The sequence below is a fragment of the Flavobacterium sp. genome (assembly GCF_004295795.1).
GTDB lineage: Bacteria > Bacteroidota > Bacteroidia > Flavobacteriales > Flavobacteriaceae > Flavobacterium.
Genome location: NZ_SEBR01000020.1, coordinates 25,534 through 38,762 on the forward strand (window position 1 = coordinate 25,534; position 13,229 = coordinate 38,762).

Here is a 13,229-nt window from a genome sequence, read left to right on the forward strand (position 1 = left end):
TTGTCCTTACCGCTATCAGAATTCGAACTTTACTTTCCGGTTTACTCGAATTTGGGCTGGGAAGTTTCGCAGCCGAACTACAACGAGAAAATCCGTTATATCGTGACTTTGGATCCGAAAACTTTGATCAATTTGTTTACTCGGAAGTGGTTTTGAGCTGGATCAAGGATGATGGACGGAAAGATGACTTTTGATTTTCAAATTCTCCGATTGGCGGATTTTCGGATTCTCCAGACGTGAATTTCGACAGATTTTCGGGATTGTCGCAGATTCTTGCTTTTTCGGATTTCATATTGCTGACGGAGGAAAATCAGCGCAGACGGTATCCGGCCTGATTGGCCTGATTGGTCTGATCGCACTTATCACACTGATTTTTTTGGCAATTGGTATTTCGTGTTTTTTTCTAAAATTCCTACAAAAAAAGGGACACCCTGTCAGGGTTATAAACCCTGTCACTGTTTTAAACGGTGACAGGGTTCATTTTTTCAGGAACAATTGCAATTTCAAATTGATAAAAGAATTTACTCCAATCGCTATCAGCATTTAAATTCGTCCCCATAGCTATCGGATTGGAATTTGGAATTTGGAATTTGGAATTTAAAATTCACCGATTCTCACACATCCGACGCAAAAAATACATTTTCAACAAAATAAACTTCACAAAAAGATGATTCACTGAGAAAAGCCGTCCGCTTTTTTGGATCGGATTCCAAACTCAACGTTAATTTCCTTACCTTTGTTTCCTAACCGATTTCTTACCATGACGCAATCTGAAACCGCCCAAACGCTCACTTTCGAAGATTTCAAGACCGAAGTCCTGCACGATTACAAGATCGCGCTGACAAGTCGCGAATGCAGTCTTTTAGGCCGACGCGAAGTCCTTACCGGAAAAGCCAAATTCGGGATTTTTGGCGATGGAAAGGAAGTGCCGCAACTCGCGATGGCCAAGGCTTTCAAGAATGGCGATTTCAGATCCGGTTACTATCGCGACCAGACTTTCATGATGGCGATCGGCCAGCTCTCAATCCAGCAATTTTTCGCCGGATTGTATGGACACACAGATATCGAGCAAGAACCGATGTCGGCCGGAAGACAAATGGGCGGCCACTTTGCCACGCACAGCCTGAACGCCGACGGAAGCTGGAAAAACCTTACGATCCAAAAGAATTCCTCGTCAGACATTTCACCCACTGCCGGTCAAATGCCGCGATTGCTCGGATTGGCGCAGGCATCCAAAATCTACAGAAACGTACAAAACATAAACGGTGCGACCAATTTCTCGATTTTCGGGAACGAGATCGCTTGGGGAACGATCGGCAACGCGAGTACATCCGAAGGTCTTTTCTTCGAAACCATCAATGCAGCCGGCGTTTTGCAGGTCCCAATGGTGATTTCGGTCTGGGACGACGAATACGGAATTTCGGTTCACGCGCGCCACCAGACCACAAAAGAGAACATTTCCGAAATCCTCAAAGGTTTGCAACGGGACGAGAACGCAAAAGGTTACGAGATTTTCCGTTGTAAAGGTTGGGATTATGCCGACTTGGTAGCGACATACGACAAAGCTTCGAAACTCGCCAGAGCCGAACACGTGCCTTGCCTGATTCACGTTACCGAAGTCACGCAACCGCAAGGCCATTCGACATCCGGGTCGCACGAGCGCTACAAAAACACCGATCGCCTGCAATGGGAAGCTGATTTCGACTGTATCAAAAAGATGCGCGAATGGATGTTGCGCAACAATCTTTCCACGGCCGAAGTCCTCGACGGGATGGAATCGGATATCAAAAAAGAAGTGCTCGAAGGCAAAAAAGCTGCCTGGACGGCTTATCTGAATCCGATCAAACAAGAACAATCGGAATTGGTCGATTTGCTGAATTCGATTTCGGAACAAAGCGCCAACAAGGTTTTCATCCAAAAATATGCCGCCGACCTTTCGTCCATCAAAGAGCCGATCCGCAAGGATTTGCTGGTTTTGGCCAGAAAAGCGTTGCGGATGTTGCTCGAGGAAAATGCGCTGCGACTGCAATTGGCCGAATGGATAAGAACTTACACGAACAAAATCCAACCGAATTTCAGCTCTCACCTATTCTCTGAATCGGCTCAGGGCGTGGCTTCGGTACAGGAAGTTTTGCCGACGTTCGACGACAATTCGGAAGAAGCCGATGCGAGATTGGTACTGCGCGACAACTTTGACGCTTTGTTTACGAAATATCCGAACGCGCTGATTTTTGGCGAAGATTCCGGAAATATCGGAGACGTGAACCAAGGTTTGGAAGGCATGCAGGAAAAGTACGGTGAAATGCGTGTTTCCGATGCGGGAATCCGTGAAGCGACGATTTTGGGACAAGGTATCGGAATGGCCATGAGAGGTTTGCGCCCAATTGCCGAAATCCAGTATCTCGATTACTTATTATACGCCATCCAGATCATGAGCGATGATTTGGCAACTTTGCAATATCGCACGAAAGGGCGACAGAAAGCGCCGCTTATCATCAGGACGCGCGGACACAGGCTCGAAGGCATTTGGCATTCGGGATCGCCTATGGGCATGATCATCAATGCCATTCGAGGCATCCACGTTCTGGTCCCGAGAAATATGACAAAAGCCGCCGGATTCTACAATACTTTGATGGAATGCGACGAACCTGCCTTGATTGTCGAATGCCTGAACGGCTATCGTCTTAAAGAGAAGATGCCGACGAATTTGGCCGAGTTCAAAACCCCGATCGGCGTTGTGGAAACCATCCGAAAAGGTTCCGATATAACGATTGTATCGTACGGCTCGACTTTGAGGATCATAGAACAGGCGGCGAATGAACTTCAGTCTGTCGGGATCGATTGTGAGATCATTGACTGTCAATCGCTTTTGCCTTTCGACTTGAACCAGGACATCGCTAAAAGTATCGATCTCACAAATAGACTTTTGGTTGTTGACGAAGACGTTCCTGGTGGCGCATCGGCCTATATTTTGCAACAGGTCATCGACGATCAGAACGCTTATGATTTCCTCGACAGCAAACCTCAGACTTTGGCTGCCAAGGCGCATCGTCCGGCTTATGGAACTGACGGCGATTATTTTTCGAAACCGTCAGCCGAAGACATTTATGAGAAAGTATATGCGATGTTCAACGAACTCGATCCGACGAAATATCCTTCACTTTACTAATATCCGAAAACAAAAAACAACAAAATCCGATTGCGAAAGTGGTCGGATTTTTTGTTTAACATTTAAATCTTACATGGTTTCTACAATTGTATTGCGTTTTCGTTTTATCTGACGAAATTCAGTTCTCATTACAACCTAAAATCCAGAAATCATGAACAAATCAATTCTTTTGGGAGCATTTTCGCTTATTGCGTTGGCCTCATGCGAGAAAAAAACCGAAACCACGATCGAGAACAAAGACACGACTGTTGTCGTTATGCCTCCGCCACCGGCTGTGGAAACTCCTGCGGATACAAGCGATACATCGGTTGAAGTCGGAAAAGAAGGCATAAGTGTCGATTCGAAAACAACTGACGTGAAGGTCGAGGACGGAAAAACCAAAGTCGAAGTAAAAAAATAAAGCCATGAAACGTATTCTATTGCTTACAGCAGGACTTGCGCTGATGACATTTGCCTCGTGCAAGGACAAGAACGATCCGGCCGCTCCTGGCGAACCCGTTGTGGATACTATGACTGTCGATCCGCCGCCAGCGCCTCCAGTCGAAGAGAAAGAGATCGAGGTAAAAACGCCAGACGGGAAAAAAGTCGAGGTGAATGTCCCGGTTCCGCCACCGCCACCAAAACCCGGGAACTTGCCGCCGCCGCCTCCACCGCCTCCCACAGTAAAAGTGAAATAACACGGCAAGTGTCGCGTATAAAATTCAAGATATGAAACGCATCCTGTTAACAAGCGGAATCGCGCTTTTACTGCTCGCTTCGTGTAAGGACAATAACGATCCTTTGGCCGAAGGCGCGCTTGGCGTAGATACGATGTCAGTCGATCGACCGTCACTACCGCCCGATCAATTGGAACCTCGAGAGGCTGCAGAAGTGCAATCACCGGATGGAAGAGCGGAAATTGTAGTTCCCGGGCCGCCGCCACCGCCGCGTCCGAAACACCCGCCAAGGCCACGACGCTTGCCGCCTCCGCCCCATCCACCGAAGCTGAGGTTGCCACCGCCGCCTCCGCCTCCACCGCTTCCGCCACCACTTCGATAATTTGAGACAACAATCCGGCTTTGGTCCGGATTTGTCGTTAAAAACATATTAAAAGAATCGCAAACTCGTTTTTTAACAAATAACTTTAAGACGAGAACAATTTTATGGAAGAAATCCCGTCTTACGAAGTCATTATAATCGGTGGAAGCTATGCCGGACTCTCGGCTGCCATGACGCTTGGGCGTTCACTTCGCAACGTTTTGGTGATCGATACCGGAACGCCTTGCAACAGGAATTCGCCCCACGCCCACAACCTGATAGGATTCGACGGTGATTCACCTGAAGTCATCGCCTACAAAGCCAAAGAACAGGTTTTGAAATACCACACCGTCACTTTTTTCAACGGGAAGGCCGAAGCGGTTTCGGGACGCGACTCGGAATTCGAGGTCACAACCGATAACGGCGAGGCATTCCTGACCAAAAAAGTGCTTCTAGCGACAGGCGTGACCGACATAATTCCTGACATAGAAGGTTTTTCGGAGTGCTGGGGAAAAACGGTGATCCATTGCCCTTACTGCCACGCTTACGAAATCCGAGACAAAAAGATTGGGATTTTGGCCCATGGCGAGGCAGGATTCGAGATGTCGAAACTGATGCGTCAGTGGAGCAAGGACATTTCGATCCTGACCAACGACAATGAACCTTTTACTTTCGAGGAACTCAAGATTCTGAAAGACAAGGGAATTCCTGTACATCCGAAAGCCATCGGACATTTCGAATGCGAGCAAGGACAGGTTTCGAAAGTGGTTTTCACCGATGGGACGAAAGAGCCGTTCGACGCGATCTACGCCAGAGCCGGCGTGCGCCAAAGCACGATGATTCCGATAGAAATCGGGTGTGAGCTCGACCGCCACGGATTCGTGATCGTCGACGATTACCAAAGAACGAACATTCCCGGACTTTTCGCCGCCGGAGACAACACGATGGCCATGCGCTCGCTCGCACGTTCGATCGCAGCGGGAAACACAGCCGGAATCAGCATCAACCACGAATTAGTAAACGAAGATTTTTGATGGATTTGACCGAATTGCTCCTGAAACAAAACGACGTGCACGTCATCGACCGCGGTATTTCTTATGAAGATTATGTGCATTTGGATCTTTCGCCGGAAAACAACGACATTTCAGAAGATTTGGTATCGGATTCCGATGCATTTTCAGCTTACGTCGAAACCTACATCGCCAATGGAAAAGCGCAGGTCGCTTACGGCGGTTACAATGAAAAACGTCAGTTGTATAAGCGCAGTGATCTGTTTTCGGACAAAGACCAGGAACGCGACATCCATATCGGATTGGACATTTGGAGCGAAGCCGAAACGCCAGTCCTGGCCGCATTGGACGCGAAAGTGCACAGTTTCAACTTCAATTCCGGACACGGAAATTACGGCCCGACAATCGTTCTGGAACACAACATCGAAGGAAAAACGTTCTACACGCTTTACGGACATTTGTCGGTGGAGAGCATCGAAGACATAGAAATCGGGGACGTTTTCAAAAAAGGACAGGAAATCGGATTTTTGGGCGATGCGTCCGTGAATGGCGATTATCCGCCTCACTTGCACTTTCAGATTATCGACGACATTGACGATTATTTCGGAGATCATCCCGGCGTTTGTTCGGCATCTGACCTTGATTTCTATCTCAAAAATTGCCCCGACCCCAACTTATTGCTACAAATAAAACACACAACATGAGAAAAGTAGTCTTATTATTCAGCCTTATAGCCGTGATGGCGTCCTGTAAATCGAAAAAATCGGCTGCGAACGCCAACAAGCCAAAACCGGTTGAAGTGGCCACAGATGCGCGTGTTCCGCTTGACGAACTCGACGCCGACCAAAAGAAACGTTCCTACGAATTCGGGCACAGGATTCTGAACGCGTGCAACACCTCGCGATTCAAGCCGTTCAATTCGAGCGAAGCAACGCCGTCGGTAATCAAGAACGTGACCGAGTCGAAAATCACCAAAACCTGTCACCAATTCCGCCTCAAATATGGAGAATTCAGGGAAATGACTTTGGTGGAAGTTGTGAGAAACAAGAAAGACGAGACGAACGTCTACCGCTACAAAGCCGAATATTCGAAGAAAATCGCCAACAAGGAACTGCGCGTGATCATGAATGACGACAACAAATTGGTCGCGATAAAATCTACGGATTGGGTCGACAAATACGATCCGATCAAAAACTAAAGTCAATACATTTTACCGTCTTGCACTCCGTCAGAACCATTTCTTGCGCTTGAAGTAAATCGCCATCCCGATCGCGATTACGATCATCACGGCCCACACTGCATAATAACCGTTTTGCGTTTTGAGCTCGGGCATGTTCTCGAAATTCATTCCGTAAACTCCGACGATGAACGTCAATGGCATGAAAATCACCGAAAATACGGTCAGCGTTTTCATGATCTGGTTCATGCGTTGGCCTTGTGACGAAAAAAACATGTTCGAGGCGCTTTCCAAAGTGTTCGTGTCGTAGTCGATCTGGTCTAGAATCTCAAGGCATTTCTGGTGCAGACGCGCGAAAAATGTGTAGTTCGAACGCTCGATGCCGTCGTAATCTGCATCGTCTTTGATACTCTTGAGATTATAAAGCGCATCCCTCAACGGAACGACAGCTTTTTTCAGGAAATTCAAGCGCTCACGACTTTTTTCGATGCGATAAAGCACGAAAGTGTTCTCGGCGATTTTGGCTTCCATGAACAATTTTTCTACGTCTTCCTCGAAAGCTTCCAAAGTGATGAAGAAGTTTTCCATGATCGCATCCAACAACAAATACAGCAGGTAATCGTTTCCTCTTTTTCTTACGATTCCACTTCCCGTGCGGATTCTCTCGCGCAAATGGGCAAAAAAGTCGCTGCGTTTTTCCTGGAACGAAACCAATAGATTGTCTTTCATCAGGAAACTGATCTGTTCGACGCGAAGATTCGTCAGGTCATCTTCTGCCAAGATTGATTTTATACTGAAGAACAGCACGTTGTCGGCTTCTTCCATTCGCGCACGTCTTGTAACGTTAAGGATGTCGCCGATGATCGCCGGTTCCATATCGAGAAAAGTACCGATCTGCCGAATCAGTTCGGTATCGTGAAGCCCGTGGATGTTGAGCCATTTGACATCGTTGGTTTGGGACGGATCGCGCAACTCCTTCTCCATTCGATCGAGCGAACACGATTTGTATTCCTCATAACCTTCTTCGTTGTAGACAAAAAGCTGCACATCGACCGGATCGTCGTTGTAGATGCCGTTGTACTCGAGAAAATTCGGTTGGACTTTTCTGACTTTCTTGTATTTGATGCGTCTCACTTGGCGAAATTTGAACTAAAGATAAAAGATTCAGATTTTAGGGCTCATTGTCGGTAAGGAAAATTTAGGATTCTTATTTTTGGGATTCAAAACAGACAGCGACGCCTATCTGCCCTAAACAATCCTTCGAGTAAAATGCAGACACTTTACACCAATATCAAACAACTGCTCCAGATTCGCGACGTTTCGGTCGCGAAAGTTTCCGGAATCGAAATGGCCGAACTTCCAATGATCGAAAATGCGTGGCTTTTGACCGATGGCGAGTTGATTTCGGCTTTCGGGAAAATGTCAGAACTTCCGTCGTATGCAGGTGCGAAAGTGATCGACCTCGACGGAAAAGTCGTACTTCCCGCATGGTGCGACAGCCACACACACATCGTCTATGCCGGAAACCGCGTGCAGGAATTCGTAGACAGGATAAACGGTTTGAGTTATGAAGAAATCGCGAATCGCGGCGGCGGCATTTTGAATTCGGCCAAAAAGCTCAACGAAACTTCCGAAGATGCACTTTACGAGCAGTCTAAAAAGCGGCTCGACGAAGTCATGCATCAAGGTTCGGGCGCGGTTGAGATCAAATCGGGTTATGGTTTGACCGTCGAAGGCGAACTCAGGATGATGCGCGTCATCCGTCGGTTGAAGGAAAATTATCCGGTTGCGATCAAGGCGACTTTTTTGGGTGCGCACGCTTTCCCGACCGAATATAAATCGGATCCTGACGCTTACATCGACCTTATCGTCAATGAAATGCTACCTGAAATTACCAAAGAAGGCCTCGCCTATTACATCGATGCTTTTTGCGAAGTCGGCTATTTTTCGGTGGAACAGACCGAAAGGATTATGGAAGCAGGAAAAAAATACGGGCTCGAACCCAAAATCCACGTCAACCAATTCAATGCCATTGGCGGAATCGAGGCTTGCGTGAAACACGGTGCGCTTTCAGTAGACCATCTTGAGGTAGTTACCGATTCGGACATCGAAATGCTCAAGAATACCCGCACGATGCCCGTTGCCTTGCCTTTGTGTTCGTATTTCATCAGCATTCCTTACACGCCGGCGCGTCAAATGCTCAATGCCGGATTGCCGCTGGCACTGGCTTCTGATTTCAATCCGGGGACGACGCCTTCGGGAAACATGAATCTTGTCGTGGCCACGGCTTGCATCAAAATGAAGATGACGCCCGAGGAAGCCATAAACGCAGCCACTTTGAACGGCGCTTACGCAATGGGATTACAGGCGACTCACGGAAGTATCACCGTCGGGAAAAAAGCCAACCTCATCATCACGAAACCTTTGACTTCGTTTTATGAACTGCCTTACAACTTCGGAACCGACCTCATCGATGCTGTCGTAATAAACGGCGAGTTCCTTCCATAAAAAAAGCCCGACGGATCGAGCTCTTTGTTTATGTAAGAAATTGGTTATCTCAAGTTGAAACTTGTTTTTGACACCAATTCGCCTTTGTCGAAAATGTTCACGAAGTACGTTCCTTTCTCGAAATCTTTGCCTTTTCCATCGAGGAATTCACAAACGTCGACCGAAGCATTTGCGTAAGCCACGGTAGTCGTGAAGCTGTAAGTCAAAGTATCGGAACCGAATGTCTCGGTCAATTTGTCGCCCAAGACGTTGTTTTTTGAGTCGATGATCTGAACGTAATAGGTCTTTTCTCCTGATTTTGCGATTTTGTTCTCGGCAATCGAGAAGCACACTTTCAGTTTGTCGGCGCGGCTGGCTTTGTCTGTTTCGATCTGTTTTCCCGAACGGCGTTGCTTGATGGCTTGCGTACGCAAGTTCATGACCGAAAGTTTGGAGCCTTTTTCGACCGTTTTGGCAAGATTCTCATTCTGTACGACCAAAGTGTCGTTGAAACGCTTTTGTTCGCCGTATGCTTTTTGGACGCTGTCGCGCTGCACGACAAGTCCGGCGTTTTCTTTCTTAAGCACTTCCACTTGCGCCATCACTGATTTCATCCGGCCTTCGAGATTGCGATACTGGTCACGGATTTTCGAAAGCGCCGAGACATCGTTTTTGGCTTTCTCAAGATCGGCCATCAATTTCACTACTTTTTCCCTTTCGGCGATAAGTTCGTCAGACATGGATGTATTTTCTGCAATCGCGGTGTCATAGGTCGCTTTCAACGCCTGAAGATCTTTCATGACATCGTCTTTTTCCTTCACCAAGACGGTTTGCGTAGACTTCGCATCGCTACTCATCTTATACATATACGCCAAACTTCCTGCGAGTAAAAGCGCGAGTATCACTACGATCGCCTTTAATTTGGAGTTGCTGTTCTGATTTTCCATACTATTGGGTTTAAGTTGGTTGAAATGTTAAATTTTAACAAATTTAAATTATTAAAGCCGTTGGGCAACCTTGTTAACGAAAGTTTATATAAACGTCGTATTTTTGGGCGAAATTGCTTTTTGATGGAAAAATTGGTGGCGTTGCGCGCGGCAGAATTGGCCAAACTCACCCGACAAAGGAGTGGCGAAGTACGCTTTGGTGAAAAGATGTTGACAGTTCCCAAAACGGTCGATCCGCTTGTTTTCATGAGCAATTGTGAGGCGCGTTTCGTGCTTTTCGGAATTCCGGAAGACATCGGGATACGCGCCAATTCCGGTCGTCCCGGTGCTGCATCGGCCTGGCAGAACGCTTTGGAAAGTATCGCCAATCTGCAACACAACAAATTCTGCAAAGGAAGCGATATCCTGGCGCTCGGACATTTGGATGTTTCCGACGAAATGCGTCAGGCGGAAACTTTCAATTTTGCCGAAATCGACGACAGGCTCGCCATCAGCAAACTTGTACAAAGCATCGATAAGGAAGTTTCGCATCTGATCTTTTCGATCGTGAAAGCCGGAAAGATCCCGATAATCGTCGGAGGCGGACAAAACAACGCTTATGGAAACATCAAGGGCACGGCGCTCGCCAAGGGAAAACCCGTGAATGCGATCAATTTCGATTCCCAGTCCGATTTCAGGATTCTCGAAGGCCGACACAACGGCAACGCGTTCCACTACGCTTTCGAGGAAGGTTTTCTCAAGAAATATTTCATCTTCGGGCTTCATGAGAACTACGTTTCCAAAAACGTGCTCCAAAACGTGAAGAAACTCGAAGGTAGAATCCAGTACACGACTTATGACGAAATTTCGATAAGAGCCGAAAAGGATTTCGACTCGGAAATGCACAATGCCTCGCGTTTCATATCGTCAGATGCGTACGGAATCGAGATCGACCTCGACGCCATTCCGGACGTTGCGAGTTCGACAATGACTTACAGCGGATTTTCGGTGGCCAAAGCGCGTCGTTTCGTACACTTTTTCGCCAAACACAAAAACGCGGCTTATTTGCACATTTGCGAAGGCGCACCAGATTTGGGAGACGAAAAGAACAAGCACCTCATCGGGAAACTTATCGGTTATTTGCTTACGGATTTCATTAAGGCCAAGAATTCTTTGGACAATTAAAAAAAATTCCAAATCACAAATTCCAAATCCCAAAGCTGTGCCGATTGCTTTGTCGAGTTTTGCGGCGCGAATCTTGAAGTTTGCTTTATTACTAGTGCTGATTCTTTTTTTTACCGCGAATTCGCGAATTCCGTCATGCCGAGCGTAAATTCGCGAATTCGCGGTAAAATCTTGGATGACGCAATCTTCTTCATTTAATTCCTTCCGACAGGTTTGCGCATCGACCTTGGTTTATATTACAAACCGCGAATTCGCGAATTCTCTCACTACGAGCTTAAATTCGCGAATTCGCGGTTAAATCCGGGTGACACAATCTTCTCCAGAAATCTCAAGTCCAAAACATTCTCACATCCGCGGCAGCGAGAAAAACTATGGTGCATAAATTCTCCGGCACTATCCCAAAAAAAAGCCCCGTATTTCTACGAGGCTTCTATCATAAAACGATTGGGAATTACTTCTTCTCGTTTTTCTCCATTTTAGCTTTCAAGCCAGCAAGGATGTCATTGTTATCTCCAAGTGTAGGCGCCGAAGCGTTGTTGTTTGAAGAATTTTCCTGTGAATGACGTACGTTTTTCTCTTCTTCCTCACGGAAAGTAGCCGTGTGGGAAGCGACAACGCGCTTGAATTCTTTGTTGAACTCGATCACTTTGAAATCGGCAACTTCGCCTTTTTTCAATTTCTTGCCGTCTTCTTTTTCAAGGTGACGAGCAGGAATGAACGCTACAACATCGTCTCCGAAGTCTACGGTAGCACCTTTGTCAACTATTTCAGCGATAGTTCCGTTGTGTACGGTTCCAACTCCGAAAGCTGCTTCGTGCTTATCCCATGGGTTCGGTTGTGTTTGCTTGTGACCAAGAGAAAGTTTGCGTCCGTCAACATCTAGTTCAAGAACAACTACTTCCAATTTATCACCGACGTTCACGAATTCTGACGGGTGTTTCACTTTTTTCGTCCAAGAAAGATCAGAGATGTAGATCAATCCGTCGATTCCTTCTTCCAATTCAACGAATACGCCAAAGTTAGTGAAGTTGCGAACGATACCTGTGTGTTTTGAACCTACAGGATATTTAGACGTGATGTCTGTCCAAGGATCTTGCGACAATTGCTTGATACCAAGAGACATTTTGCGGTCTTCGCGATCCAAAGTCAAGATTTGTGCTTCTACGACATCTCCTACTTTCACGAAATCCTGAGCCGAACGCAAGTGCGTAGACCAAGACATTTCGCTTACGTGGATAAGTCCTTCAACACCTTCTGCAACCTCGATGAAAGCACCGTAGTCAGCGATAACAACAACTTTACCTTTCACTCTGTCACCAACAGACAAGTTAGTGTCAAGAGCGTCCCAAGGATGAGCGTTAAGCTGCTTCAAACCAAGTTGGATACGTGTTTTCTCATCATCGAAGTCAAGGATTACGACGTTCAATTTCTGATCAAGCTCCAATACTTCGCTCGGGTGGTTGATACGAGACCAAGAAAGGTCTGTGATGTGGATCAAACCGTCTACGCCGCCAAGGTCGATGAATACTCCGTATGAAGTGATGTTTTTGACAACACCTTCGAGAACCTGACCTTTTTGCAATTGTCCGATGATCTCTTTCTTCTGAACTTCGATATCTGCCTCGATAAGCGCTTTGTGCGATACGACAACGTTCTTGAACTCGTGGTTGATTTTCACGACCTTGAATTCCATCATTTTGTTGACGTATACATCGTAGTCACGGATTGGCTTGACGTCGATCTGTGAACCTGGCAAGAAGGCCTCGATTCCGAATACGTCCACGATCATACCACCTTTGGTACGGCATTTCACGAATCCGTTTACGATTTCGCCAGTTTCGTGAGCCGCGATAACGCGATCCCATGACTTGATAGTTCTAGCTTTTCTGTGAGAAAGTACAAGTTGTCCTGTCTTGTCCTCGCGAACGTCGATCAAAACTTCTACTTTGTCTCCAACTTTCAGGTTCGGGTTGTAACGGAATTCGTTCAACGAGATAACACCTTCTGATTTGGCGTTGATGTCGACGATAACGTCACGGTCTGTCATGCGGACGACAGTTCCGTCCACTACTTCTTCCTGATCTGTTGCGATGAAGGTCTTTGATACAAGATCCTCAAATTCCTTAAGGTTCGTAGCGTCAACAGCGTCAATTCCCTCTTGGTAATTGTCCCAGTTGAAGTTGTTCAAAAAGTCTTCTTGTGTTTTTAATAATTCAGACATGCTGATTAATCATTTGTATCCTGCATTTACCGGATTT

Annotated in this window: 12 protein-coding genes; 8 read left to right on the forward strand and 4 right to left on the reverse strand. The window is 46.7% G+C overall.

What is annotated here, in order from left to right; translation table 11 throughout:
- Positions 1 to 136: 136 nt before the first annotated feature.
- Positions 137 to 292, reverse strand: a complete 156-nt coding sequence (locus EOO49_RS14945; protein ID WP_290847111.1) for a hypothetical protein — start codon at positions 290 to 292, stop codon at positions 137 to 139.
- 468 nt (positions 293 to 760) lie between these two features.
- Between EOO49_RS14945 and EOO49_RS14950 the strand changes: the two genes are divergently transcribed.
- The 6 genes from EOO49_RS14950 to EOO49_RS14975 all read left to right on the forward strand — a co-directional run bounded on the left by EOO49_RS14950 (position 761) and on the right by EOO49_RS14975 (position 6,394).
- On the forward strand, positions 761 to 3,169 hold the full coding sequence (locus EOO49_RS14950) for a thiamine pyrophosphate-dependent enzyme (RefSeq protein ID WP_290847113.1): 2,409 nt from the start codon (positions 761 to 763) through the stop codon (positions 3,167 to 3,169).
- A 151-nt stretch (positions 3,170 to 3,320) separates the two neighbouring features.
- Complete coding sequence (locus EOO49_RS14955; protein WP_290847114.1) at positions 3,321 to 3,569, forward strand: hypothetical protein; 249 nt, start codon at positions 3,321 to 3,323, stop codon at positions 3,567 to 3,569.
- A 4-nt stretch (positions 3,570 to 3,573) separates the two neighbouring features.
- Positions 3,574 to 3,846 carry a hypothetical protein gene (locus tag EOO49_RS14960; protein WP_290847116.1) on the forward strand — a complete coding sequence of 91 codons (273 nt, stop codon included), beginning with the start codon at positions 3,574 to 3,576 and terminating at the stop codon, positions 3,844 to 3,846.
- A 465-nt stretch (positions 3,847 to 4,311) separates the two neighbouring features.
- On the forward strand, positions 4,312 to 5,220 hold the full coding sequence (locus tag EOO49_RS14965) for an NAD(P)/FAD-dependent oxidoreductase (protein WP_290847118.1): 909 nt from the start codon (positions 4,312 to 4,314) through the stop codon (positions 5,218 to 5,220).
- Entirely contained in the window at positions 5,220 to 5,900 is a 681-nt protein-coding gene (locus tag EOO49_RS14970; RefSeq protein WP_290847120.1) for a peptidoglycan DD-metalloendopeptidase family protein, read from the forward strand. The genes EOO49_RS14965 and EOO49_RS14970 overlap by 1 nt, the downstream gene beginning before the upstream one ends.
- On the forward strand, positions 5,897 to 6,394 hold the full coding sequence (locus EOO49_RS14975) for a hypothetical protein (protein ID WP_290847122.1): 498 nt from the start codon (positions 5,897 to 5,899) through the stop codon (positions 6,392 to 6,394). The genes EOO49_RS14970 and EOO49_RS14975 overlap by 4 nt, the downstream gene beginning before the upstream one ends.
- A gap of 30 nt (positions 6,395 to 6,424) precedes the next feature.
- Here the strand turns inward: EOO49_RS14975 and corA are convergent, their stop codons facing one another.
- Positions 6,425 to 7,507, reverse strand: coding sequence for a magnesium/cobalt transporter CorA (corA, locus tag EOO49_RS14980; RefSeq protein ID WP_290847124.1), 1,083 nt, complete (start codon positions 7,505 to 7,507; stop codon positions 6,425 to 6,427).
- 135 nt (positions 7,508 to 7,642) lie between these two features.
- On the opposite strand from corA, the gene hutI reads away from it, so the two are divergent.
- Positions 7,643 to 8,881, forward strand: coding sequence for an imidazolonepropionase (gene hutI / locus EOO49_RS14985; protein ID WP_290847125.1), 1,239 nt, complete (start codon positions 7,643 to 7,645; stop codon positions 8,879 to 8,881).
- A 44-nt stretch (positions 8,882 to 8,925) separates the two neighbouring features.
- Here hutI and EOO49_RS14990 read toward each other — a convergent pair whose 3' ends face one another.
- Positions 8,926 to 9,807, reverse strand: a complete 882-nt coding sequence (locus EOO49_RS14990; protein ID WP_290847128.1) for a hypothetical protein — start codon at positions 9,805 to 9,807, stop codon at positions 8,926 to 8,928.
- A gap of 123 nt (positions 9,808 to 9,930) precedes the next feature.
- Here EOO49_RS14990 and EOO49_RS14995 point away from each other — a divergent pair, with 123 nt between their 5' ends.
- Positions 9,931 to 10,971, forward strand: coding sequence for a formimidoylglutamase (locus tag EOO49_RS14995; RefSeq protein WP_290847130.1), 1,041 nt, complete (start codon positions 9,931 to 9,933; stop codon positions 10,969 to 10,971).
- Between the two features lie 451 nt (positions 10,972 to 11,422).
- Here EOO49_RS14995 and rpsA read toward each other — a convergent pair whose 3' ends face one another.
- Positions 11,423 to 13,192: a 30S ribosomal protein S1 gene (gene rpsA / locus EOO49_RS15000; protein ID WP_290847132.1), complete on the reverse strand. Its 1,770-nt coding sequence runs from the start codon at positions 13,190 to 13,192 to the stop codon at positions 11,423 to 11,425.
- Positions 13,193 to 13,229 lie beyond the last annotated feature (37 nt).

Excerpts from the sequence above, each read along its gene's own strand:
- EOO49_RS14945 (WP_290847111.1), bottom strand. The coding sequence starts at position 292 with ATGAAATCCGAAAAAGCAAGAATCTGCGACAATCCCGAAAATCTGTCG.
- EOO49_RS14950 (WP_290847113.1), top strand. The coding sequence starts at position 761 with ATGACGCAATCTGAAACCGCCCAAACGCTCACTTTCGAAGATTTCAAG.
- EOO49_RS14955 (WP_290847114.1), top strand. The coding sequence starts at position 3,321 with ATGAACAAATCAATTCTTTTGGGAGCATTTTCGCTTATTGCGTTGGCC.
- EOO49_RS14960 (WP_290847116.1), top strand. The coding sequence starts at position 3,574 with ATGAAACGTATTCTATTGCTTACAGCAGGACTTGCGCTGATGACATTT.
- EOO49_RS14965 (WP_290847118.1), top strand. The coding sequence starts at position 4,312 with ATGGAAGAAATCCCGTCTTACGAAGTCATTATAATCGGTGGAAGCTAT.
- EOO49_RS14970 (WP_290847120.1), top strand. The coding sequence starts at position 5,220 with ATGGATTTGACCGAATTGCTCCTGAAACAAAACGACGTGCACGTCATC.
- EOO49_RS14975 (WP_290847122.1), top strand. The coding sequence starts at position 5,897 with ATGAGAAAAGTAGTCTTATTATTCAGCCTTATAGCCGTGATGGCGTCC.
- hutI (WP_290847125.1), top strand. The coding sequence starts at position 7,643 with ATGCAGACACTTTACACCAATATCAAACAACTGCTCCAGATTCGCGAC.
- EOO49_RS14990 (WP_290847128.1), bottom strand. The coding sequence starts at position 9,807 with ATGGAAAATCAGAACAGCAACTCCAAATTAAAGGCGATCGTAGTGATA.
- EOO49_RS14995 (WP_290847130.1), top strand. The coding sequence starts at position 9,931 with ATGGAAAAATTGGTGGCGTTGCGCGCGGCAGAATTGGCCAAACTCACC.
- rpsA (WP_290847132.1), bottom strand. The coding sequence starts at position 13,192 with ATGTCTGAATTATTAAAAACACAAGAAGACTTTTTGAACAACTTCAAC.